This is a genomic window from Prevotella corporis DSM 18810 = JCM 8529, from assembly GCF_000430525.1.
Taxonomy (GTDB): Bacteria; Bacteroidota; Bacteroidia; order Bacteroidales; family Bacteroidaceae; genus Prevotella; species Prevotella corporis.
Genome location: NZ_AUME01000046.1, coordinates 1 through 21,357, shown reverse-complemented (window position 1 = coordinate 21,357; position 21,357 = coordinate 1). Strand labels below are relative to the sequence as shown.

General features: G+C 39.9%; 19 protein-coding genes, 2 tRNA genes and 1 pseudogene. 8 read left to right on the top strand and 14 right to left on the bottom strand.

The window, feature by feature from the left end; all coding sequences use genetic code 11:
- A pseudogene (locus H515_RS14080) lies at positions 1-220 on the bottom strand (IS5/IS1182 family transposase); the annotation flags it as partial.
- 304 nt (positions 221-524) lie between these two features.
- Between H515_RS14080 and H515_RS0108820 the strand changes: the two are divergent.
- Genes H515_RS0108820 through H515_RS0108810 form a run of 3 tightly spaced genes read left to right on the top strand, consistent with a single transcriptional unit; the run spans position 525 to position 2,698 of the window.
- Positions 525-2,090 (top strand): acyl-CoA carboxylase subunit beta, encoded by a 1,566-nt coding sequence (locus H515_RS0108820; RefSeq protein WP_025877481.1) that lies wholly within the window; start codon positions 525-527, stop codon positions 2,088-2,090.
- 25 nt (positions 2,091-2,115) lie between these two features.
- Complete coding sequence (locus H515_RS14850; protein ID WP_169719589.1) at positions 2,116-2,265, top strand: hypothetical protein; 150 nt, start codon at positions 2,116-2,118, stop codon at positions 2,263-2,265.
- Positions 2,266-2,269: 4 nt separating this feature from the next.
- The gene (locus H515_RS0108810; RefSeq protein WP_028901856.1) at positions 2,270-2,698 is read left to right on the top strand and encodes a biotin/lipoyl-containing protein; all 429 of its coding nucleotides are present in this window, start codon (positions 2,270-2,272) and stop codon (positions 2,696-2,698) included.
- A gap of 272 nt (positions 2,699-2,970) precedes the next feature.
- Here the strand turns inward: H515_RS0108810 and panD are convergent, their stop codons facing one another.
- Positions 2,971-3,321, bottom strand: coding sequence for an aspartate 1-decarboxylase (panD, locus tag H515_RS0108805; protein WP_028901855.1), 351 nt, complete (start codon positions 3,319-3,321; stop codon positions 2,971-2,973).
- A 2-nt stretch (positions 3,322-3,323) separates the two neighbouring features.
- On the bottom strand, positions 3,324-4,175 hold the full coding sequence (gene panC, locus H515_RS0108800) for a pantoate--beta-alanine ligase (protein WP_025877479.1): 852 nt from the start codon (positions 4,173-4,175) through the stop codon (positions 3,324-3,326).
- A gap of 166 nt (positions 4,176-4,341) precedes the next feature.
- Here panC and H515_RS0108795 point away from each other — a divergent pair, with 166 nt between their 5' ends.
- The 3 genes from H515_RS0108795 (at position 4,342) to H515_RS0108780 (ending at position 9,337) form a co-directional block, all read left to right on the top strand.
- Positions 4,342-5,154 carry a glycogen/starch synthase gene (locus H515_RS0108795; protein ID WP_025877477.1) on the top strand — a complete coding sequence of 271 codons (813 nt, stop codon included), beginning with the start codon at positions 4,342-4,344 and terminating at the stop codon, positions 5,152-5,154.
- Entirely contained in the window at positions 5,151-6,587 is a 1,437-nt protein-coding gene (locus tag H515_RS0108790) for a DUF4270 domain-containing protein (protein ID WP_028901854.1), read from the top strand. Before H515_RS0108795 ends, H515_RS0108790 begins: the two co-directional genes overlap by 4 nt.
- A 227-nt stretch (positions 6,588-6,814) precedes the next feature.
- Positions 6,815-9,337: an ATP-dependent Clp protease ATP-binding subunit gene (locus H515_RS0108780; protein ID WP_025877471.1), complete on the top strand. Its 2,523-nt coding sequence runs from the start codon at positions 6,815-6,817 to the stop codon at positions 9,335-9,337.
- Positions 9,338-9,507: 170 nt separating this feature from the next.
- Here H515_RS0108780 and H515_RS0108775 read toward each other — a convergent pair whose 3' ends face one another.
- The 8 genes from H515_RS0108775 to H515_RS0108740 form a co-directional block, all read right to left on the bottom strand.
- Positions 9,508-10,122 carry a TetR/AcrR family transcriptional regulator gene (locus H515_RS0108775; RefSeq protein WP_025877470.1) on the bottom strand — a complete coding sequence of 205 codons (615 nt, stop codon included), beginning with the start codon at positions 10,120-10,122 and terminating at the stop codon, positions 9,508-9,510.
- Positions 10,123-10,131: 9 nt separating this feature from the next.
- Positions 10,132-10,977 (bottom strand): class I SAM-dependent methyltransferase, encoded by an 846-nt coding sequence (locus tag H515_RS0108770; protein ID WP_025877468.1) that lies wholly within the window; start codon positions 10,975-10,977, stop codon positions 10,132-10,134.
- Positions 10,978-11,091: 114 nt separating this feature from the next.
- Positions 11,092-12,336 (bottom strand): hypothetical protein, encoded by a 1,245-nt coding sequence (locus tag H515_RS0108765; protein WP_028901853.1) that lies wholly within the window; start codon positions 12,334-12,336, stop codon positions 11,092-11,094.
- Positions 12,337-12,380: 44 nt separating this feature from the next.
- Complete coding sequence (locus H515_RS0108760) at positions 12,381-14,738, bottom strand: TonB-dependent receptor (RefSeq protein WP_051274734.1); 2,358 nt, start codon at positions 14,736-14,738, stop codon at positions 12,381-12,383.
- 870 nt (positions 14,739-15,608) lie between these two features.
- On the bottom strand, positions 15,609-16,295 hold the full coding sequence (locus tag H515_RS0108755) for a sigma-70 family RNA polymerase sigma factor (protein ID WP_025877466.1): 687 nt from the start codon (positions 16,293-16,295) through the stop codon (positions 15,609-15,611).
- Between the two features lie 39 nt (positions 16,296-16,334).
- On the bottom strand, positions 16,335-17,003 hold the full coding sequence (locus H515_RS13250) for a DedA family protein (protein WP_025877464.1): 669 nt from the start codon (positions 17,001-17,003) through the stop codon (positions 16,335-16,337).
- Between the two features lie 52 nt (positions 17,004-17,055).
- On the bottom strand, positions 17,056-18,312 hold the full coding sequence (locus H515_RS13245) for a tetratricopeptide repeat protein (protein ID WP_244870071.1): 1,257 nt from the start codon (positions 18,310-18,312) through the stop codon (positions 17,056-17,058).
- A complete protein-coding gene (locus tag H515_RS0108740; RefSeq protein ID WP_025877460.1) occupies positions 18,309-20,027 on the bottom strand; it encodes a glutamine--tRNA ligase/YqeY domain fusion protein in 1,719 nt (572 codons plus the stop codon). Before H515_RS0108740 ends, H515_RS13245 begins: the two co-directional genes overlap by 4 nt.
- Before the next feature lie 84 nt (positions 20,028-20,111).
- On the opposite strand from H515_RS0108740, the gene H515_RS15205 reads away from it, so the two are divergent.
- Positions 20,112-20,246, top strand: a complete 135-nt coding sequence (locus H515_RS15205; RefSeq protein WP_262499237.1) for a hypothetical protein — start codon at positions 20,112-20,114, stop codon at positions 20,244-20,246.
- A gap of 169 nt (positions 20,247-20,415) precedes the next feature.
- Here the strand turns inward: H515_RS15205 and H515_RS0108730 are convergent.
- Positions 20,416-20,487 (bottom strand) — tRNA-Glu (locus H515_RS0108730).
- Positions 20,488-20,515: 28 nt separating this feature from the next.
- Positions 20,516-20,602: transfer RNA gene (locus H515_RS0108725), tRNA-Ser, on the bottom strand.
- A 239-nt stretch (positions 20,603-20,841) separates the two neighbouring features.
- Between H515_RS0108725 and H515_RS15300 the strand changes: the two genes are divergently transcribed.
- A complete protein-coding gene (locus H515_RS15300) occupies positions 20,842-20,985 on the top strand; it encodes a DUF4372 domain-containing protein (RefSeq protein ID WP_407635963.1) in 144 nt (47 codons plus the stop codon).
- 79 nt (positions 20,986-21,064) lie between these two features.
- Here the strand turns inward: H515_RS15300 and H515_RS0108720 are convergent.
- Positions 21,065-21,357: IS30 family transposase (locus H515_RS0108720; RefSeq protein ID WP_028901851.1), on the bottom strand; the 293-nt coding region annotated here is incomplete at its 5' end.

Sequence of the window (21,357 nt, the reverse complement as noted above, 5' to 3'; positions counted from 1 at the left end):
AGACGTTGCGAATATGCTTCAGCACAATAAGACCGACCATCAGCCGGATAGGCTTGGCCATGCGTCCGTTGTCCTTACAGTACAAGGGGGCAAAGGAACGCTCAAAGGTTTCCCAATTTATCAGATTGGCAAGTTTATACATTGGATGGGTGGGATTGAGCATGGATGCCAAGTCCCAAAACATTGATACCTGATGGGTGTGGGATGGAGATTTATACATTGTTGATTTGCAAGATTTTACCATGCAAAGATACAAAAACTTGTAGATATATACAAATAATAGAAAGGTTATTTTATTGATAATCAATAGGTTATTTACTTTTCAAGGGACGACTAATTAAATGGTCAAGCTATCCATTAACAATTTAACTGACAATAAGTTTACTAAAATTCAATGAACATAACAAGTTAACAAACATTTTTAAAGGTTGCTACTTGTTCGTGTCATCTTTTTTTCGTATTTTTGCAGCTGATATCAGTCAATTAGGATTATCGTTTAGAACAACAAAATATTTAATATATTTATGAGTAAGCAAACTGAAAAAATTAAGGAGCTCGTTGCAAAAAGAGAGCAAGCTCGTCTTGGTGGTGGCGAAAAAGCTATTGAGAAGCAGCATGCTCGTGGTAAATACACGGCACGTGAGCGCATAGAGATGTTGGTTGACAAAGGAAGCTTTGAAGAATATGACATGTTCAAACTCCATCGTTGTCATAACTTCGGAATGGAAAAAAAACAATACTTCGGCGATGGTGTGGTATCAGGTTCAGCAACCATAGACGGTCGCCTTGTTTATGTTTATGCTCAAGACTTTACAGTTAACGGAGGCTCGCTTTCTGAAACAATGGCACAGAAGATTTGCAAGGTTATGGATATGGCAATGACAAATGGAGCACCGGTAATCTGTATGAACGACTCTGGCGGCGCACGTATTCAAGAAGGTATCACGTCGTTGGCTGGCTATGCAGAGATATTCGAGCGCAACATCTTGGCTTCAGGTGTGATTCCACAGATATCAAGTATTCTTGGTCCTTGTGCTGGTGGTGCTGTTTACTCACCCGCCCTTACCGACTTCATCATCATGAAGGAAGAAACAAGCTATATGTTCCTGACTGGTCCGAAGGTTGTCAAGACCGTGACTGGTGAAGATATTGATGCCGAGCATCTCGGTGGCGCGAGCGTCCACTCTACCAAGAGTGGTGTGACAGGTTTCACAGCCAAAACGGAAGAAGAAGCAATGGAGATTATCAAGACTCTGCTTTCATACATTCCCTCAAACAACCGAGAGGAAGCTCCACGCATTGAATCTACGGACCCTATCGACCGCAAGGAGGACATCTTGAATGAAATTATTCCTGACGACCCGAACCAGGCTTACGACATGTACAAGGTTATAAGGGCAATCACCGACAATGGTGAGTTCTTTGAGGTTCAGCCAAAGTTCGCAAAAAACATCATAACTGGTTTTGCCCGTTTCAACGGACAGAGTGTGGGTGTGGTGGCAAACCAGCCAGCAGCCTATGCGGGTGTGCTTGACGCCAATGCAAGTAGAAAGGGCGCTCGCTTCGTTCGCTTCTGCGATGCCTTCAACATACCAATCGTATCGCTTGTTGACGTTCCAGGATTCCTCCCAGGTACTGGCCAGGAATACAACGCAGTTATTCTTCATGGGGCACAACTGCTTTACGCATATGGCGAAGCAACCGTTCCAAAAATCACGATAACCCTTCGCAAGAGCTATGGTGGCTCTCACATCGTCATGGGTTGCAAGCAATTGCGGTCAGATCTCAACTTTGCATGGCCAAGTGCTGAAATTGCCGTGATGGGTGCTTCGGGAGCTGTAGCTGTTCTCTGCAGTAAAGAAGCAAAGCAGGTGAAAGAAGAAGGGGGCGACGTCAAAGAATTCCTCGTTCAAAAGGAAGAAGAATACACAGAGAAGTTCGCAAATCCTTATGAAGCCGCACAATACGGTTACATTGATGATGTGATTGAACCACGCAATACTCGTTTCCGCATTTGTAGAGGACTGGCACAGTTGGCAAATAAGAAGCAGGATTTACCTGCAAAGAAACACGGCTGTATGCCAATGTAATACTTTTCAAAAAAACAATATAGTGATGGATAAAAACAAATTTGCAGCTATTGCCTTGGCTCTCTATGAGTATGCGGGCAATAATGTTCACGATACTGAGCCTGGCATTATCACAATCAGACCAAAGCAGACATTGTGGAGTGCAAAGTTTGAAATGATGACAAAGAAACCATAAGACAATGAAAGATTTCAAATATACAATCAACGGCAAAGAGTACAAAGTCGAAATTGGCGCTATCAGCGAAGACAACGTGGCTGAAGTCAAAGTGAACGGAGAAGATTTCAAAGTTCAGATGGAAAAAGCAGCTGAGCCAGAGAAGAAGAAAGTTGAGTTGGGTAAGCCTGTGGCAGATGGAAGTAATGATGCTTCTGAGACCGTTTCAAATATCAATGTCTCAAATGCCATTAAAGCACCACTTCCAGGAACAATCACATCAGTTGAAGTTTCTTTAGGGCAAGAAGTCAAGGCTGGCGACACTGTTGTCGTTTTGGAAGCCATGAAGATGCAAAACAGCATCGAAGCTGAAAAAGACGGTAAGGTCACAGCTATCGCAGTGAAGGTTGGCCAAGCTGTTCTTGAAGATGAACCTTTGGTTGTCATTGAATAACTCTGACCTTTAACCGAGAGTGTTCATTGAACAATTTGCCAAACAATCAGGTGGATTCATTCAACAACTGCATGAGGATTGGCCAATGGCGGATAAATACCCAAGGTTCATATCTGCAATAACAGTCAGTTGAACTTTCGGAATGTAGCTTATTACAGCCGATTTAAAATGCTCTTGCAAAAGAGTTATAGACAAAATAAAATGCCTTTCACTACTTTAATGAGAGGCATTTTTAATTTTTAAAAATATGATTGATTATCAATGGGGTATTTTCATTTGACTATATGATTGGTCTCGTCAGGAAAAACGACACTCGGTTTAAAAATCTTAGCCTCTTCAAAGTCCATCAGAGCATAACTGATGATTATCACAACATCTCCCACCTGAACCTTTCGTGCAGCCGCACCATTTAGGCAAATACATCCAGACCCTCTTTCACCCTTGATAATATATGTCTCAAAGCGCTCACCATTATTGTTATTGACAATTTGGACTTTCTCACCTGGAATAAGGTTTGCAGCTTCAAGCAAATCCTCATCAATGGTAATACTTCCAATATAATCAAGATTAGCTTCCGTGACGCGAACTCTATGCAACTTACTCTTTAATACTTCTATTTGCATATTTAACCTTTATATTTTATGTGATCAATCAAACGAATAGGGGTCTGTCCGCAATAAACGGTGATACAGCCAACAACATAAGGACTGTCATTCCACTGATGTACAGGAAGGAGTGTATTTCCATCCACAATTTCAAAATATTCAACTTTCAATCCATCAATAGAATTAATTTCATACACTACCTTATCATGAATTTCAGAAACACTCAGTTTATCCGTCAGTTCAACACTCTCCTTCAAAATCCTATAAATATTTGAGGCTATTTCCCTTTCATTATCCTTCAGAAGAGAATTTCTCGAGCTCATAGCCAATCCACTCTTGTCGCGTACAATAGGGCATTCAACGATTTGAACGTCCATCCCGATATAATCAACCAGTCGCTTGATGACTGCAATTTGCTGCCAATCTTTTTCGCCGAAATAAGCCTTGCTCGGACGAACAATATAGAACAATCTACTAACTACCTGACAAACACCATTGAAATGTCCGGGGCGTTTCCCTCCCTCCATGACCGTTGTCTGTGGGGGGAAATCAAACTGTCGTTCATCAACAATGGGATACATTTCTTCAACAGAAGGAGTGAATACAAAATCAGCACCACAATTTTCCAACAGTTTTAGATCATTTTTCAATGTTCTTGGATACCGGTCTAAATCACCCTTATCATTAAACTGCGTTGGATTGAGAAAAATTGAAACAACGGTAACTTCATTTTCACTGACACTTCGTCTAACAAGTGATGCATGTCCTTCGTGAAGCGCTCCCATTGTGGGAACCAAACCTATCCTTTTCTTTTCTTCGCGAATGTAAAAAAGCTCATTCTGTAAATCAACTATCTTTTCGAATACTTTCATTTCCCTTGAATATAATTCGAGTGCAAAGTAACAACAATTTTATTTAAAACTCTAAGATTAATCTAAAAATATGAGAATTATCTTGATTTTTAGTATGTTTTCAAGTAAAAGAGGGGAAGTCTCAACTTTTTTTATTAACTTTGCATATTGTAAAAGCTATTTGAGAATGGAAAAAAAAGTATTGTTTATTAATCAAGAAATTGCCCCCTACGTCCCTGAAACAGAGATGTCGCTCTTTGGATGTGATATGCCCAACAGGATGCAAGAAGCTGGATTCGAGATTCGTACATTCATGCCTAAATGGGGTACTATAAACGAACGTCGTGGTCAACTTCACGAAGTAATTCGCCTTTCGGGTATGAACTTGATTATAGATGATACCGATCACCCATTGATTATTAAGGTTGCCAGCATTCCACAGACGCGCATTCAAGTTTACTTCATTGACAATGAGGACTATTTCCAGAAACGCTCAGCAATGACCAAAGATGAATTGGGAAATGACTATCCAGACAACGGAGAACGGGCAATATTTTTTGCAAGAGGAGTGTTGGAAACAGTAAAGAAACTTCGATGGACACCTGATATCATACACTGTCAGGGATGGATGTCGGCTGTAATTCCATTCTATGTGAAGACGGCCTACCACGATGAGCCACAATTCACAAACTCAAAGGTAATTACTTCGCTCTTTTCAGAGCAACCCCATGATGACTTAGGCACAAATTTCAAACGATGCTTGGAGTTCCGCAATGCCAAAGCCAGCATGCTCAAGAAATATGGTGATAAATTTGACTTTATTGAACTTGGTAAACTCGCAATAGATTATTCAGATGGAATTGTTCAGACCAGCGAAAATGTGAATGCTGATCTTATGAAGTATGCGGTTGAATCGAAAAAAGCAACTCTTCTGCAACCAACCTCTGACGATGCAATAAAGGAAAAATATACGGAGTTTTACAATAACATACTTGGATGAAAGTGAAGTTTTTAGCTCTTAGTGCACTCCTGATGGGATTGACACTAACTTCATGTGACGATACCACTGAAATGATTGGAGGGTCACTTATTGATAATGTTGACAAACTGGTCGTAACTACCGACACTTTTAATGTCTCTTCAAAAAGCATATTAGCACAAGACATTATCTCCCGATCTTTTCAGGGCTATTTAGGAAGCATTAAAGATCAAGAATCGGGCGTGGGAGTTACTGCAAATCTCATGTCACAGTTTCACGTACTTTCAACCTATGAATTGCCAGCCGAAGATAAAATCATGAGTCGCGATGGCAACAATCAGATCATTGCTGATTCATGTGAAATAAAACTGTACTTTTCAACCTTTTACGGAGATTCATTGGCACAAATGAAACTCACAACGCATGAACTTGCAAAACCAATAGAAGAAGGAAGTATTTATTATACAGATTTCAACCCAAAGACAAACGGATATGTCCGTCAAGATGGTATAAAGGTGAGTCAAACATATACATTATCAGACCAAATTTCATCAAGTAGTATTCGCGCCTCCCAATCCTACTCTCCGTGTATAACCATTAAGATGAATGCTGGATACACGGATAAAAATGGAATTATCTATAATAACTATGGCACTTATCTGATGAGAAAGTATTTTGAAAATACTAATTCATTCAGAAACACCTATCAATTCTTACATGATATTTGCCCTGGTTTCTATTTCGAGATTACAAATGGGCTTGGCTCAATCGCCAATATTAGCACCGCGCAAATCAACATGTTTTACAAATATAACAACGGAGATACTATTAAGACTGTAACCACAAGTTTGATGAGCACAGAGGAGGTTTTACAGATGACCAACTTTAACATAAATTCTTCGCAACTTCAACAACTTGCAGCTGAACCTGGACATACTTACCTCAAGACCCCTGCGGGCTTATTCACAGAACTCACTTTGCCTATTAATGAAATAATAACAAACCATGCCCATGACAGTATCAATTCGGCAAAAATAGAACTGAAATGTATGACTAGCTCCTCAACAGGTGACTACAAGTTGGATATTCCACAAAATGTCGTCATGCTGCCGTCTGACAGTCTCACTTCATTCTTTGCTAAAAAACATATCATAGACAACAAGACATCATTCTTAGCGTCATACAATCCGTCAACCAACAGCTATCAATTTAATAACATCGCTGGAATCGTCAACTTGTATGCAAAGCAAATAACAACAAATACGATGAGTGGAAATTGGTCCAGGGTTGTAATAGTGCCGGTGGAATTGGGAACCTCAACAAACAGTAATAACACAAAGATTATCACAAAAATTTCGCATTACATGGGATTGGGAAGTGTAAAACTGATTGGCAATAACGCTTCCAACCAAATTAAGATGCCAATTGTCTATAGTAAATTCAATGGCAGATAACTATTTAGAAAATCATTACGAAGAATATGAAGCTAAAAAGGCTGAATGGCTTCGTAAGAAGAAGCATTTGAGAAAAGCCCAGAGAATCAGGATTAATAAACCTGTGGACGAATCTTTATAGTATAAAGTAGGGATCACATCAATCCCTATTTTTTTTGGCACACCATTTGCAAATATGTTTAAACGAGGTATTTAACCTTGATTTTAAAAGAAAGGTGTATAAGACAATGATAAATCAATTTTCCCCAAAAGTATCAGAGGTTCTCTCATTCAGTAGAGAGGAAGCAGAGCGGCTGGCAAGTATGTCAGTAGGTCCTGAGCATTTACTTCTTGCGATATTAAGAGAGAAGACTGGTCCTATCTCTAATATGTTTTCAAGACTACATCTAAATCTTGAAAATCTCAAGAATCAACTGGAAGAGAAAGTAAAAAATGAGAATAATGGTAAGATGTTGATATCAACTGACATGCTTCTTAATGAAAAAGCCAATAATATTCTCAAATTAGCAGTTTTGGAAGCTCGCAGTCAACATACTCAAACTGTTGACACCCAACATCTTTTGTTAGCAATACTGCGTGATAATGTTAATAATGGTGCTAAAGAAGTATTGGAAAACAATGACCTTGACTATAAAACGGCCCTAACTCACCTTCAGCAGAAAGCAAATCCAGCACAAGACGGTATTGACATGGCTGGAGAGGAAGAAGAGGAAGACCCAGAACTGAACTCAAACGTCAATATGAATTCTGCAAGAACAGCTCAGGCCCCAAAAACAAAGTCTAAAACTCCAATATTAGATAATTTTGGAACTGATCTTACATTAGCAGCAACAGAAGGAAAACTTGACCCAGTTGTAGGCAGAGAGAAGGAAATCTTACGTATCAGCGAGATATTGGGGCGAAGAAAGAAAAACAACCCTATTCTTATTGGTGAGCCTGGGGTTGGCAAAAGCGCAATAGTGGAGGGATTGGCACAGCTTATCGTTAAACATCTCACCTCACCAGTTCTATTCAACAAGCGCATGGTGACACTGGACATGACAGCTATCGTTGCTGGCACGAAATATCGTGGTCAGTTTGAAGAACGTATCCGTGCACTTATAAAAGAAATCGAGCAGAACCCAGATTTAATAGTATTCATAGACGAAATTCACACGCTGATAGGCGCGGGATCAACTCCGGGTTCTATGGATGCGGCAAACATCCTGAAGCCCGCACTGGCAAGAGGAACTATTCAGTGCATTGGTGCCACGACACTTGATGAATATAGGAACTCCATTGAGAAAGATGGAGCTTTAGAAAGACGATTTCAAAAGGTTCTTGTTGAGCCCACGACACCCGAAGAGACACTACAGATTCTTCATAATATCAAGGACCGTTATGAGGACCACCATCATGTAAACTATACTGATGATGCAATAAACGCATGCGTCAAGCTCACCGAAAGATACGTTACAGACCGTTCATTCCCCGACAAAGCTATTGATGCGTTGGACGAAGTCGGTTCACGGGTGCATCTGCAACATGCTGAAGTTCCGCTGGAAATAATAAATATTCAAAAGGATATTGAGGCTACACAGGAAAAGAAGCAAGCAGCAGTCAAAAACCAGAACTTCGAACTTGCAGCAAGTTTCAGAGACCGACAAACAGAACTAGAGCGAAACCTAAAAGAGGCTCAGAACAAATGGCTTAATGGTGAAACCAGTGACCGCATAGATATTACAGAGGACCATGTTGCTGACATTGTTTCAGTCATGACTGGTGTGCCTGTGAAACGTATTAAGGATGGTGATGGGAGTCGCCTGAAGAACATGGCATCTGATTTGAAAAAAGAAGTCATTGCCCAAGACATTGCTATTGATAAAACTGTCAAGGCAATTCAGAGGAATCGAATTGGTTTGAAAGCACCCAACCACCCTATAGGAGCATTTATGTATCTCGGACCTACAGGAGTAGGAAAAACTTATTTAGCGAAGAAATTAGCAGAAATAATATTCGGATCTCCAGATGCTCTCATTAGAATTGACATGAGCGAATATACCGAAAGTTTCAATACATCACGACTTATCGGTGCTCCTCCTGGATATGTAGGTTACGATGAAGGTGGACAATTGACAGAAAGAGTCAGAAGGCACCCCTACTCGATTGTTCTACTTGATGAAATTGAAAAGGCTCACGGCAACGTATTCAACATGTTGCTTCAGGTGCTTGACGAAGGTAGATTGACTGACGGAAATGGACGATTGGTAGATTTCCGCAACACCATCATCATCATGACTTCTAATGCCGGTACCCGCCAATTGAAGGAATTCGGACAGGGAGTTGGATTTAATGCCGTCAATCTCAATGGACTCTCACGAGATGAGAAAGACAAAGAACGTGCACGGTCCATCATTCAGAAGAGCCTTAGCAAACAATTTGCTCCTGAATTTTTAAACCGTCTTGATGAGATTATAACTTTCGACCAACTTGATTTAGAAGCTATCAAGAAGATTATCGACATCGAATTGAGAGGACTTTTCAAACGTGTGAAAGACCTTGGATATAACATGCAAATAAGTGACAAGGCGAAAGAGTTTGTTGCTACCAAAGGTTATGACGTTCAATTTGGTGCGCGACCATTGAAACGTGCCATTCAGACATATATTGAAGATGGTATCAGCGAAAAAATTCTTTCTGGTGAGCTCAAAGAGGGTGAAACGATTTCAATAGGCAAAAATCCAAATGCCGAAGCATTAACCTTCAAATGAGAAATGTTATGAAAATAGTTGATTTTACAAACAGTATTATCAGTATTCTTGTATAATAATAAAAGCCTTGGTCAAGCATCCGCTTACCAAGGCTTTCCCCGTATCAAACAATTTTGAAATAACTAGGGTCCTGTCAAAAGGTATCCAATTACAGTACTGTTACACATGATTCAAACTCCCATTAATAGCTTCCATCCCCCCAAGTCGAACTTTACATAATCGCTCAGCAAAGCATCTTGTTCATTCGATGTCATCTTTTCGTTTACGACTAATTCTTTTAGTATAGAAGCCCAAAACTGACACAACAAAGGCAGAAAATGCTTTGAAAGATTGACTTGTAAATGAGGATATTTGCCCTTCATGGTCGCTAAATATCGTTCACCATCACGAAGCTGCGCCTCTATAAATCGGTCGAAATAATGCTCCAATGATGTACCTGCAGTCTCAACTATCATTAGTTTGAGTTCACTTCGATAGGGAACAATAAACGAAACAACCAAATTTTTCATCATGTAGAAATATTCCTCGTACTCAAAAACATCGGTTGTATTGTAGAATTGAGACCGTCCTGTGCGACGATATTCCTCATAAGCCTTCAACATAGGCGCAAGAATGGCCTTCAACAAATCGTCCTTGCTTTTGAAATAATTGTAAATATTGCCTACGGCTACACCACTTTTCTGGGCAAGTGTCTGCATTGACGTTTTCTTTACACCATTTTTAAGAAACTCGTCTCGTGCCACGGTCAACAGCAAATCGCGTACATTATTTTTCTGCTTCTGCATTCCTTTCTTTCATTTTTGGGATTGTCGATCAAACTTTTCACTAATATGTAACTTCACAACACGCTGATTGAAATGCATATAGAAGTAAGGCAGCCTGTAGAGCAGCCTCAGCAATAAGGGATATTTATCTTCATCATAGTCGCTCATATAGTATTCCTTTTCCATTCTAAGAGCCGGATGCCAGCTTTCCATATCGTTTGTATGCAACAACGACCATTTGAACTCTGCGTTCTTCTTCATCTTTTTGAGTGCATCGTGCTGTTTGGAATGTTTCAAAGCTGTATAGGCAAGCATGTCAAAGAGAACAGTTGCATTCTGTAGTTTGGTGCAGAGGTTCTTGAAAAAAGCCTCTACCCTTTCAGGTTCGAAGTACATCAGCACACCTTCAATGATGATAAGCACAGGTTTTTCATATGTTTTCACACGCTCTATCCAGCTTTCATCGAAGAGCGATGCCGCAATATAGGTATTGCATGCAGTTTCATTGAGAAACTTTTTTCGCAGCTTTATGGCTTCTTCCAAATCAAGATCAAACCAATGTGTAACCATCGGGCTGCCAAGTCGTTCGTAACGTGCGTCGATACCTGCTCCCAACTGTATGACGACAGCATCGGGATGTTCGTTAAGGAAAGCCGTAACCTCTTCGTCGATCAGCTTCGCCCGAATGCAACATCCTACTTGTGAGGCCTTTGCCTTTCTGAATTTTGAGAAGTCATAATCAATCTTTTGCATGATTTCGACCGCTTTGCTATCCACCAACAACGCATCTTTCCGCATTGTTTCGGTAGCTTTTGCCCACAACGGAATGAGCATAGTCTCTGGAATAGCGTCCAATTCTGATATTATTCTCTCCATAATCGTTTGTAAATAATGTAAGCAAGCATTTAGAAACAAGGCTGCAAGAAGCCTATTTTGCGGATAAAAACGTCAGGTTATCCATCTCCAGATGCCCTTGCAACCTGTTATCATCTATCTGACATAGCTGTAGAAGAGACTTGGATTGCCCTTTACCTGCATGACAGGCCCCTTCACTTCCTTCGTTTCAGGGCGATAGGTATAGAAGCCGTTGGCTTTCTTGTTAGCACTTCCAAAAACAATAAGGTCTTTGTATTTGCCAATGGCAATGCCTTGTGGGTTGGATATCTCCATCCCTTCAATCCGCTCGACAGTCTTTCGGGCAAGATCAATGACCACAGGAACATTGGACAGACAGACATAAGGATTTGTCATGGCATTCGGGTCCATAGCATAGACGTTGGCATAGGCATAGAGTTTGCCATTGCCGCCGTACAAAATGGTGGACAAAAATTCTCCTTTCAGCCCATTAAGTCCGCCTATTTCGGTCTTATCAAAGCGAATACAATAGTCTGGGTCAATTTTATCAGTTCCGTTTTTGATACGGGCTATACCGCCAGGATAGTCAGGAATAAAACCAAAAGAACCGATACAATTGATGTATATATCCTTATTTTCATCCATAAAAATGGAATTAGCATCCACCGGACGGGTGGCAAAGCTCAACCCCAGTGTCTTGTTTACAATATGTTTCTGAAGTTCATCCGTCTTCGTGTCAATCATCGCCAACTCTATGCTCTTATCGTTTGGCATCCATTGTGCATTCATCTGGTTCAGTCCCACATACAGTTTACCGTCCCTGATTATCATGGTGGAAGGCGAGACATTGGTTCCCTCATGCTTTAGAGAGTTAAGGTCAATGTCTTTTATTTTGGTCATTGTCGTAGGATTGAACACCCTCACCATGCCGATACCTTGCATGCTAAGATAGGCTTTGCTCTCGTTCAGTTCCACGACATTGGCTGCTCGTGCGCCCGCAGGAACAGGAAGTGCGCCTTTCTTTACCCAATTCCCCCTTGCCTCGATATTGTAACGCACCACTTCGGCTTTGGAATTACCCATATAGTCGGGGAAAGAATAGATGTTTCCGTTGGGCAATGCGATCGGTGTGATACCGAAACCGGTCGGCATACCATGTTTGTTGTCATACGTTCCAGGCAACATATCGGCCAGCGACTGCATATATACAGTTCCACTATTGCCTTCTGGGTTGGTAACACCTGTTGCAAACACAATGCCCTTGAAGGCTGTTTCGGGTGTGGGGGGAACAGGATTAGGTGAGGGTGATGGGTCGTCTTTTGCACAAGAAGCAGCCAACAAATTCAAAACGATGGCGAAAAAAAATGTTTTAAGTTTCATATTTAATTGTTTTTATGGAACATTCTTTCAGGGAATGTTCGTGGTTATTTGAATAAGTATCTAAGTTTGAAAGCTACAGAACGCCCCGGAAGCGGTCGGTTCAGTTCGGAGAGGATGCGCCGATTGCCCACATTCTTCACCTTGAAAGTCAGCACCCACTGGTCATTGCAGAAACTATGCTCAATAGCTGCATCCATATTCAGCGATGTCGGTATTTTCCTTTCCTGATATTTGCTCATCTCAAAATCATAAAAATACTGATGAATATAAGACGCATCAAAGAGTATTCGGGTGTTTTGCTGTCTTCCTCCAAATAGGTTCTCCTTGTGAAACTCTGCTCCGAAATTTGCCAAAAGATAGGGAACATTCGGAATACGCATCTCCTTTGTAGGATTATCGACATCGGTTCCAGGTATTTTGCTGCGCACATCGCGCAAGTCCTGATAGGTGGTATTGGCATAAAGATAGAGTATCGGACATACATCGACTTTTGCTTCTACCTCTACACCCATAGTGCGCACACTCCCGAAATTGCGATAGCGTGCCATCGTTGGTATCATATCGGGAGTGAAACGTATCATGTCTTCCAGACGATTGTAGAACAATCCGACTTCGCATTCAACGATTCCTCCATGCCTTTTCAGTTTTCGATAGAGTGTACCGAGATTGAAGCCACTTGTACGTTCAGGCTTCAAAGCTGGAGAGGGAAGAATAGAATAGCCGTTTCCAATGAGTTCCTCATTAGTAGGTATGCGCACTTCCGAGTTGAACGAAGCTTTAACCATCAGTTCTTTGGTAAGCGTATACCGCAAGGCATTGCTGAAGCCGAAATAGTTTTTTGCCACTTTTACTGGTTCTGGTTCGTTTATTGCAAACAGGTCTATACTCCGAGAATGCGAGGAAAAGGAAAAATCCTTCAATGTAAAAGCATTCTGGAACTTCCCATTGAAGAGCGAAAGGTCATAGGATAATCCTACAGTAACATTGTTCATCGTACTAGGATAGTTTGCATTGAACCCCAATGCCTTGTTCATCAACTGGTCTTCAGGATGCAATGCCGTTCGGTTAGCATAGATATTCAAATTCACCGAATGATGCAAATCTATCGTATAAGCCAAGTTCAGTTTCCCTACAAGGTCTTTGGAGCGATTGTTTCCGTCTGAGGGATGATTTCCCTGCTCTCCCCCATACGAAGATACTGGTGGCAGGCGATTGCCGTCCCAATCGTAGCGACACATGGCTTGGTCGTGCAAACCGTATTTCCCATATACAAATCCGAAGTCAAAATCGAAATCCAATCCATCAAGGAAGAAATTTTTCCGCTTCAAATTGATTGCAGATACAAAACTATAGGAGTCGTTGTAGGCTTCTTTCACGTTCATATCAATACCTTGCACCTCCTGCTTGGTCTTCATCAGTACCAACTCCAACTTTACTTTGTCAAACCACCATCGGGTAGCCTTCACCGAAAAACCACCCGTCAGTTTTCTAAAACGGTCGTGATCGCGTTCTACAATGCGGTCATCGAGGTTGGAAAGTTGCATCTTGTAATTGTTTCCGGCATAGGTATAGAATCCACCGATACCAAACTGTAGGCCCGATTTCCTGTCGGTGCACTTGAATATCGTGGAAATCTGGTGCGTGTTGAACGAACTGATTTCGTAAGAAGCATCCAAATAAACTGGCGGATATTCCTTCAGCACAACATTCACGGCACCACCCAAAGCCGAACCACCGAATTTATACGGTACAATTCCCTTATAAACTTCTATACGCTCTATCATATTCGTGGGAATATCATTCAGCGCAACAAAGTTTCCGATTTGTCCCAAAGGAGTCTCATCGATAAACATCCCCATGCGCTTACCTTCTAATCCTCGCACCGAAATACGCGAAGCGCTGCCTATTCCACCCGTATTGCGCACGGTTACACCTACGGTTCTTGCCAAAACATCATTGATATTGGATGCTGTTCCTTGCAACTGCTGCTGTCCTATGACGGAAACCGGCATCCCCGACTCTTTCAATTTGCGTATTTCGCTGCGAGTTGTTACCGTAACACCTTGCAACTCATAATCGACAGATTGCAAGCGAATATCAACCCTTATACTGTCACACACTGAAATTCGCTTGACCATAGGCTGATAGCCAATAGATTTAAAGTGAAGATTTACATTTTGTGGCTTTGGAAGCTGTATCACATAGTTTCCATGTGCATCACTAATCACTTTTTTCTTTTCTGAGAAAAAAACATTAACTCCAGTAAGGGGGTCACCGCTTGTATCATCGGTTATCGTTCCATAAACCACCGCTTTTTGAGCAGTACTCGGAGTTGAGACGGCAAACAAAAAAAAGATTATCAGCCAGGAAAGCAAAAACGAATAATGGTCAGAAATATTCATAAAAAAAATCCGCAATCCATTGTCAGGAAAGCGGACTTCATTATAGTTGGTAGCAGATTTTACTCTGCTTCGACTTAAAAGTATATTCATAAATAGAATTAGTGTTTAAATTCGGTTGCAAATTTAAGAGGTTTTCATTGTTTCCACAATACCCATAATTAGGTAAATTGGTAAAACTACAATTATTAATTCCGCAACTAACTCTTAAATCCAAATCGGGTTCATAGAACTGAAAGTGCACATTCTATATTGATAAATTTGATTCCATCAGCATTGATTTGATCATCAGCATCTTGTCTGAGGGCAATAAAACAAAATTTAAATTTGAACTACTTGCCGTTAGGCATTAAAATAATCATGTGCTGTTGCAATTCAGAAGATGAGCTATTGAACAGTGAAAGCTTACCTATCATCTGGGCAAAGCTTAGCTTTTACTAACAGGTTATTACAGCGCTGATTATCAACCACATATATGACATCATTCTATCCAAAATCTCTATGCTTACAATAAGAATTTCAATAAATAAAATGATTGCATCGCATAAGAAGTTTATCACTTAGAAAAGCAAACATTTATATTGCTGTCCGGTAAAACTCAAAAAAGACATAATAATCCTGCTCGAAGCGTAATTTCAAACGTATGGACGGTTTTTTGAGTCAGTGACTGTTTGCCTGTAATGCCATATTAAACGAAGTTCTTAACTTTTCTCCCAAAAGCTCTTAAGCTTTTTCGGAAAAACATAAGAGCTTATTTATGCCCATCCGCTTACTTTTTAGGAAAAACTTTTCTATCCTTGAGAGAGGTTGCCTAAGATGACTACCTTTTAAGGGGAACCTATGTTTCAAAAGCTGGTAATAAATACGAAACTTTTATTTCAAAACCTTCTTTAATTTGCGAATTGCTTTATCTCTAATCTGTCGAACTCTTTCTCTTTTAATATCCATCATTTCACCAATTTCAGCCATTGTATAATGTTCGTTGTCTTTTAGTCCAAAATATAAACTTATTACTTTTCGTTCTCTTGCATCGAGTTGACCAATTCCTTGTGAAATTTCACTACTTAATAACTGTTTGGTTAGATTTTCATCAGCATGGGGAGAATTAGCATTCTCCAGTATGTTTTGTAGCGTAAAGTTGTTGTTACTGCCTACGGGCACTGGTTGATCAAGCGACAAGGCGCGTACTGGCTGGTCAGAGTTCCTTTTGTCAGCCTTAGTAACTTTATATTCAATTGTCTGTTCCTTTAGGGCTTTCTCTATGGAATGACGAATGTAAGGCGCAGCGAAATTTACGAAACGAGTTCCTTTGTCACCATCAAATTTTTGTGCAGCATGCATCATACCAATATTGCCTTCGCTAATTAAGTCGTCTTCACTTAATCCTTTGTTTCTGTATTGATTAGCAAGATATACGACAAACTTAAGGTTCGCTTTAGTAAGTTTCTCCAAAGCTCTGGCATCACCTATTTTTGCTTTAGCAGCAAGTTCTCTTTCCTCTTGGTCTGTCAACAATTGTTCGTGTGAAATTTCTTCTATGTATCTATCGTTAGCTGCCATAATAGTTAAAAGTTAGATGGTTATTAATAATATTTGTCTTTATCTCTTATTATCTACATTAGATTCGGTAATATCAATATTTACTTTCTTGTTGCGTTTGATAAGCCATTTTAAGGAGTAATAAAGAATTGCTAAAATTACTAATCCTATTATAGTAATTTTGATATACTCTCCATACTCTAAAATTTTATTATTCAATTGTTCCTCTGGAACAAAAGAATGCAGATAGTACCCTAAAAGAGCAAGGATGGCATGCCAAACGCCAGCTCCGATAGTCGTATAAAGCAAAAACGTCCAATAATTCATCTTTGCCAGTCCCGCAGGAATTGAAATGAGATGTCTTATTCCAGGTATAAGCCGCCCTGTTAATGTAGCCACAATACCATGATTGTAAAAATATTTTTCGCTCTTTTCGACTTTTTCTTGATTAAGCAAACACAAATGCCCGAATTTGCTGTTCGCAAACTTATATATTAATGGTCGTCCCAAATACCAACCTGCCCAATAATTAATTGATGCTCCGCAGGCCGCACCTGTTGTTGCGAAAAGGATTACCAGCCAAATATTCAGATTCCCCCCTGCAGCATGATAAGCAGCTGGTGCCACTACCAGCTCTGATGGAACTGGAATAACAGTGCTTTCTAATAACATCAATAAAAATATAGCACCATAATTAAGCTGTGATAGGAGAGTGGAAATAAAACCCATAAAATATTTTTATTTTTTGTTTATAATTAATTTCTATATCCTTGGAAAGATATTATAAAATATTAAGACCATCTTTCATATCCGTATTAATCAATGAATAGTCTGGTAGGAAATAAGGATAGTCTTTTGGCTGTAAACCCTTTGGATAAAGGTCGCCCAGCAAATCCATACATTCTTTCTCATTTATCTCAATAGCATTTCTTAAATATTGAAAATATTCCTCATTGTAGCCTAACTCAAAGCTGCAACGAGCCAAACAAGCATAACCGTAAATCCAATCATTACTTGTCTTAGGTAAATATTTACTCAACAGTTGGAATGCACAATTTACGTAACCATTATCAAACGCAGACATAGCGATATGCACATAAGTTTCTGCTTTTGATTTTGACAGTTTCAAAGCTTGATGAAAAAATATATATGCTTGATCTATGTTATTTAACAGTAGGTAGATATGGCCTATTGTTACATTTATAATGTGTAAATCACCTAGATTGCAAGCTTTAATGTATTTCTGATAAAAAACCAAAGCGTCTTCATAATTTCCTAAACTGAACAATCCATTGGCTTTGTTCAACAACGCTTCTTCATCATCTGGATTTATTGCTAAAGAATACTCACTTGAAGTGATTGATTCTTGATAGTTGCCACTTTGAAACTGACTCTGAGCTAAGTAATTCCAATAAACATTTGAATAAGGGTCGATATTTAGCAGATCATTCAAAATGCTCTCACTATCCTTGTATAGCCCACGATTTGTAAGCAGCCGAGCTTGCACTTCTTTATACTGGCTGCTTTCTTTTTTGTGCGAAATGGAAAGCCATTGCTCAGTAAAGTCCTCTTGATTATAATCTGCAAATAGGTTAGCAGCATCTAGGATAAAATCTTCTTTTTCGTATTCATCGATAAAAGCCAAACGCTCTTTAAGACATAGATTGGCCTCTTTGAAATTTCCTTTGACTATTAGAATTTCGGCTTTCAGATATATAAACTCAAAATCTGTCTTTTCAACTATTTCGTCTGCTAATTCTTCGGCTTTCTGGAGATCATTCTCTACCAAAAGTGCAAGTCTTGACAAAAAGGCAAGAGGAGATGTGGAACCGGGGAAAATATCAAGTGCATAATTGGCGGCTTGATAAGCCTTTTCTACATCTCCTTTTAAGTGGTAGTACTCGGCAACGTCTGTCAGTTCCTCAGAATTGAGAAAACTGACAATTCCTGATTTGACGTATTCTTCATATTCATGAAGAATACGCTTAAATTTGTCTGATCTATAATAGTTGTCCAAACCTACGTTTCTCCTTGTCACTTATTGATAGTCTTTGACCAGGTATCTTTTAGTCCGACCGTCTTATTGAAGATAAGTTGGTCATCCGTAGAGTCTGGGTCAAGCATAAAGTAACCCGTTCTTTGGAATTGTAGATAGTCTCCCGGATGCTTTTCTGTCAGGAAAGCCTCTACATAACAGTTCTCATGCAGCTTCAAGCTATTGGGATTAAGTAGCTCGCGGAAATCCCGGTCATCGGCAGAAGGATTCTCAACCATGAAAAGACGATCATATTCTCTAATTTTTGCTTTTACACAATGGTCTGCACTAACCCAGTGGAGTGTGCCCTTGACTTTGCGATTGGCACCCTCCATACCACTTTTGCTATTGGGGTCGTACTCAGCCTGTATCTCAACGATATTTCCGTCAGCGTCCTTTGTACATCCTGTACACATTATGATGTAAGCGTTTTTGAGTCGAACTTCTCTACCTGGTGACATACGGAAGAATTTCTTAGGAGCATCTTCCATAAAGTCAGCTCTCTCAATCCATAAGTTCTTTGAGAAAGTGATGGCATGCGTTCCTTCATTCTCATTTTCAGGATTATTAATTGCCTCCATTTCTTCTGTCTGTCCTTCAGGATAGTTTGTTATAATGAGCTTTACAGGGTCAAGGACAGCGCTTACTCGTGTGGCCCTCTTGTTCAAATCGTTGCGAACTGCCGCTTCCAGTAAAGCAACATCATTGAGTGCATCAAATTTAGTATAGCCTATCGAACTAATAAATGCCCGGATAGATTCAGGAGAGTAGCCGCGTCTGCGCATTCCGCAAAGAGTTGGCATTCGTGGATCATCCCAACCACTCACAAACTTCTCGTCAACAAGTGTATGTAGTTTACGTTTAGACATCACAGAATATGTCAAATTCAATCGGTTGAATTCGATCTGACGTGGACGGTTGTCATTAAGATTGTCTGCAGTGTTGTCATATTCTTTGAGAAAATCTATGAGCTTATCATAAAGAGGACGGTGAGGCACAAATTCCAAGGTACAGATTGAATGTGTGACTCCTTCGAAGTAATCACTCTGTCCATGGGCAAAATCGTACATTGGATAACAATGCCACTTTGTTCCAGTTCGGTGATGTGGAGTATGGATTATGCGATAAATGATTGGATCACGGAAGTGCATGTTAGGATTAGCCATATCGAGTTTAGCTCGAAGAACCATGCTTCCTTCCACAGCTTCAGCAGTATTCATCTTATTGAAGAGCTCCAAACTCTCTTCCACAGGCCTGTCACGATATGGTGAAGGGACACCACCTTCAGTTGGTGTCCCTTTTTGTTTGGCAATAGTCTCAGAATCTTGCTCATCTACGTATGCCAATCCCTTTTTAATCATCCAGATGGCAAAGTCCCATAATTTTTCAAAATAGTCACTCGCATAGTATATGTTGCCCCACTTGAAGCCCAACCAGCTAATATCGTGAAGAATATTTTCAACATATTCATTATTTTCCTTGCTTGGATTAGTATCATCAAAGCGTAGATTGCAAACTCCATTGTATTTCTCTGCTACCCCAAAGTCCATACAAATGGCTTTCGCGTGACCTATATGTAAATACCCGTTTGGCTCAGGCGGAAAACGAGTTTGTATTCGCTTGCCATTTTTTCCTTCTGCAATGTCATCCTCAACAAATTGCTCAACAAAACTTAAGCTTCTTTTCTCTTCGTTCGTGTTTGTGTCTAACGTGTTCATATACTTCATATTTGTTTCTGATGCAAAGATAAGGATTTTTCTTGTTAATTTCTATTTTTACACTTTTATAATACATACGAAGTCATGAATAAACTCGAAAAAGATAGAAAAAATATGGATGATAGAAAAAAAGTTGCCAAAAAATTTGGAAGATATAAAAAAATACCATACCTTTGCAATCGTTATCCTGAATACAATCTTTTTACCTTAAATGACTAATACCTATTGAGATTGAGTGCCCGTCGTTGAGAAACGTTGGGCATTTTTTATTTTATCACTTCATCTCAAAGATTATACAGGCATCTAATAATAATCAAAAATTTTATAATGCTCATTCCGCGCGTACCAAACAAAAAAGTCTGCAAGCTTCGCTTGCAGACTTTTTTCGTAGTCGGTACGAGAATCGAACTCGTATGCCAAGATTGAGAATCTTGTATCCTAACCATTAGATGAACCGACCTCATAATTGGTTTTTAACCATCATGGTGCGGAAGGAGGGGGATTCGAACCCCCGGTACGCGTAAGCGCACGGCAGTTTAGCAAACTGCTGGTTTCAGCCACTCACCCATCCTTCCAGTCAGGGTTCGTTAACCGAGTTGCCAAGCATTAATTTCAAATGCGGTGCAAAGATAGTGTTTAATTTCTATACTCACAAGTTTTTCCCGTCTTTTTTAATAAAAATGTGTAGTCACAATACTGTAAAGAGTCAACCTGCAAGTGCAATACTACACATAATCTATTAACTTCAGAAAGAATGTATAAGAAAAATCACCCGTAATTCCAAAACAGACAGACATGGCAAGAGCTACGATACATGGAACCAATTTATGGAATTATGTTCTGCCAATTCTTGGGATGCGATTCGATTCGAGACATTTCCAATGGTCTAAATTCGGCTAACGCCAACCTGAGCTATCTTGGAATCTGTCGTGGACCCTCAAAATCGACGGTGGCTTAAACAGAATGCCAGCAGGGACAGCAGCGTATTTCGACGCATTTTATATGCCCAGGCGTAGAGTCAACCAGCAAGTGCAAAATTACAAAACGTGTTTGAAGAACTCGCACTTAGGTGTAGAAAAGTTTAATTTTTCTCTCGGTCTTTCGTTCAATTTCTTTTGTATCGACATAATTCTCTTGTCTGTGTAATGTTCAAACGAATCCTTTTTCGGTATATATTGTCTGATTAGTTTATTTGTATTCTCAATCGCTCCCTTTTGCCAAGAACAATATGGATCAGCGAAGTATACGGGCACGCCTAAGAACTTGGTAATGTCCTTATGTGCTGCAAATTCAGGTCCGTTGTCTGTTGTAATGGTCTTCAGACAGTCCT

Coding starts and splice junctions, on each gene's coding strand:
- H515_RS0108820 (WP_025877481.1), top strand. CDS start 525: ATGAGTAAGCAAACTGAAAAAATTAAGGAGCTCGTTGCAAAAAGAGAG.
- H515_RS14850 (WP_169719589.1), top strand. CDS start 2,116: ATGGATAAAAACAAATTTGCAGCTATTGCCTTGGCTCTCTATGAGTAT.
- H515_RS0108810 (WP_028901856.1), top strand. CDS start 2,270: ATGAAAGATTTCAAATATACAATCAACGGCAAAGAGTACAAAGTCGAA.
- panD (WP_028901855.1), bottom strand. CDS start 3,321: ATGCAAATAGAAGTATTAAAGAGTAAGTTGCATAGAGTTCGCGTCACG.
- panC (WP_025877479.1), bottom strand. CDS start 4,175: ATGAAAGTATTCGAAAAGATAGTTGATTTACAGAATGAGCTTTTTTAC.
- H515_RS0108795 (WP_025877477.1), top strand. CDS start 4,342: ATGGAAAAAAAAGTATTGTTTATTAATCAAGAAATTGCCCCCTACGTC.
- H515_RS0108790 (WP_028901854.1), top strand. CDS start 5,151: ATGAAAGTGAAGTTTTTAGCTCTTAGTGCACTCCTGATGGGATTGACA.
- H515_RS0108780 (WP_025877471.1), top strand. CDS start 6,815: ATGATAAATCAATTTTCCCCAAAAGTATCAGAGGTTCTCTCATTCAGT.
- H515_RS0108775 (WP_025877470.1), bottom strand. CDS start 10,122: ATGCAGAAGCAGAAAAATAATGTACGCGATTTGCTGTTGACCGTGGCA.
- H515_RS0108770 (WP_025877468.1), bottom strand. CDS start 10,977: ATGGAGAGAATAATATCAGAATTGGACGCTATTCCAGAGACTATGCTC.
- H515_RS0108765 (WP_028901853.1), bottom strand. CDS start 12,336: ATGAAACTTAAAACATTTTTTTTCGCCATCGTTTTGAATTTGTTGGCT.
- H515_RS0108760 (WP_051274734.1), bottom strand. CDS start 14,738: ATGAATATTTCTGACCATTATTCGTTTTTGCTTTCCTGGCTGATAATC.
- H515_RS0108755 (WP_025877466.1), bottom strand. CDS start 16,295: ATGGCAGCTAACGATAGATACATAGAAGAAATTTCACACGAACAATTG.
- H515_RS13250 (WP_025877464.1), bottom strand. CDS start 17,003: ATGGGTTTTATTTCCACTCTCCTATCACAGCTTAATTATGGTGCTATA.
- H515_RS0108740 (WP_025877460.1), bottom strand. CDS start 20,027: ATGAACACGTTAGACACAAACACGAACGAAGAGAAAAGAAGCTTAAGT.
- H515_RS15205 (WP_262499237.1), top strand. CDS start 20,112: ATGAATAAACTCGAAAAAGATAGAAAAAATATGGATGATAGAAAAAAA.
- H515_RS15300 (WP_407635963.1), top strand. CDS start 20,842: ATGGAACCAATTTATGGAATTATGTTCTGCCAATTCTTGGGATGCGAT.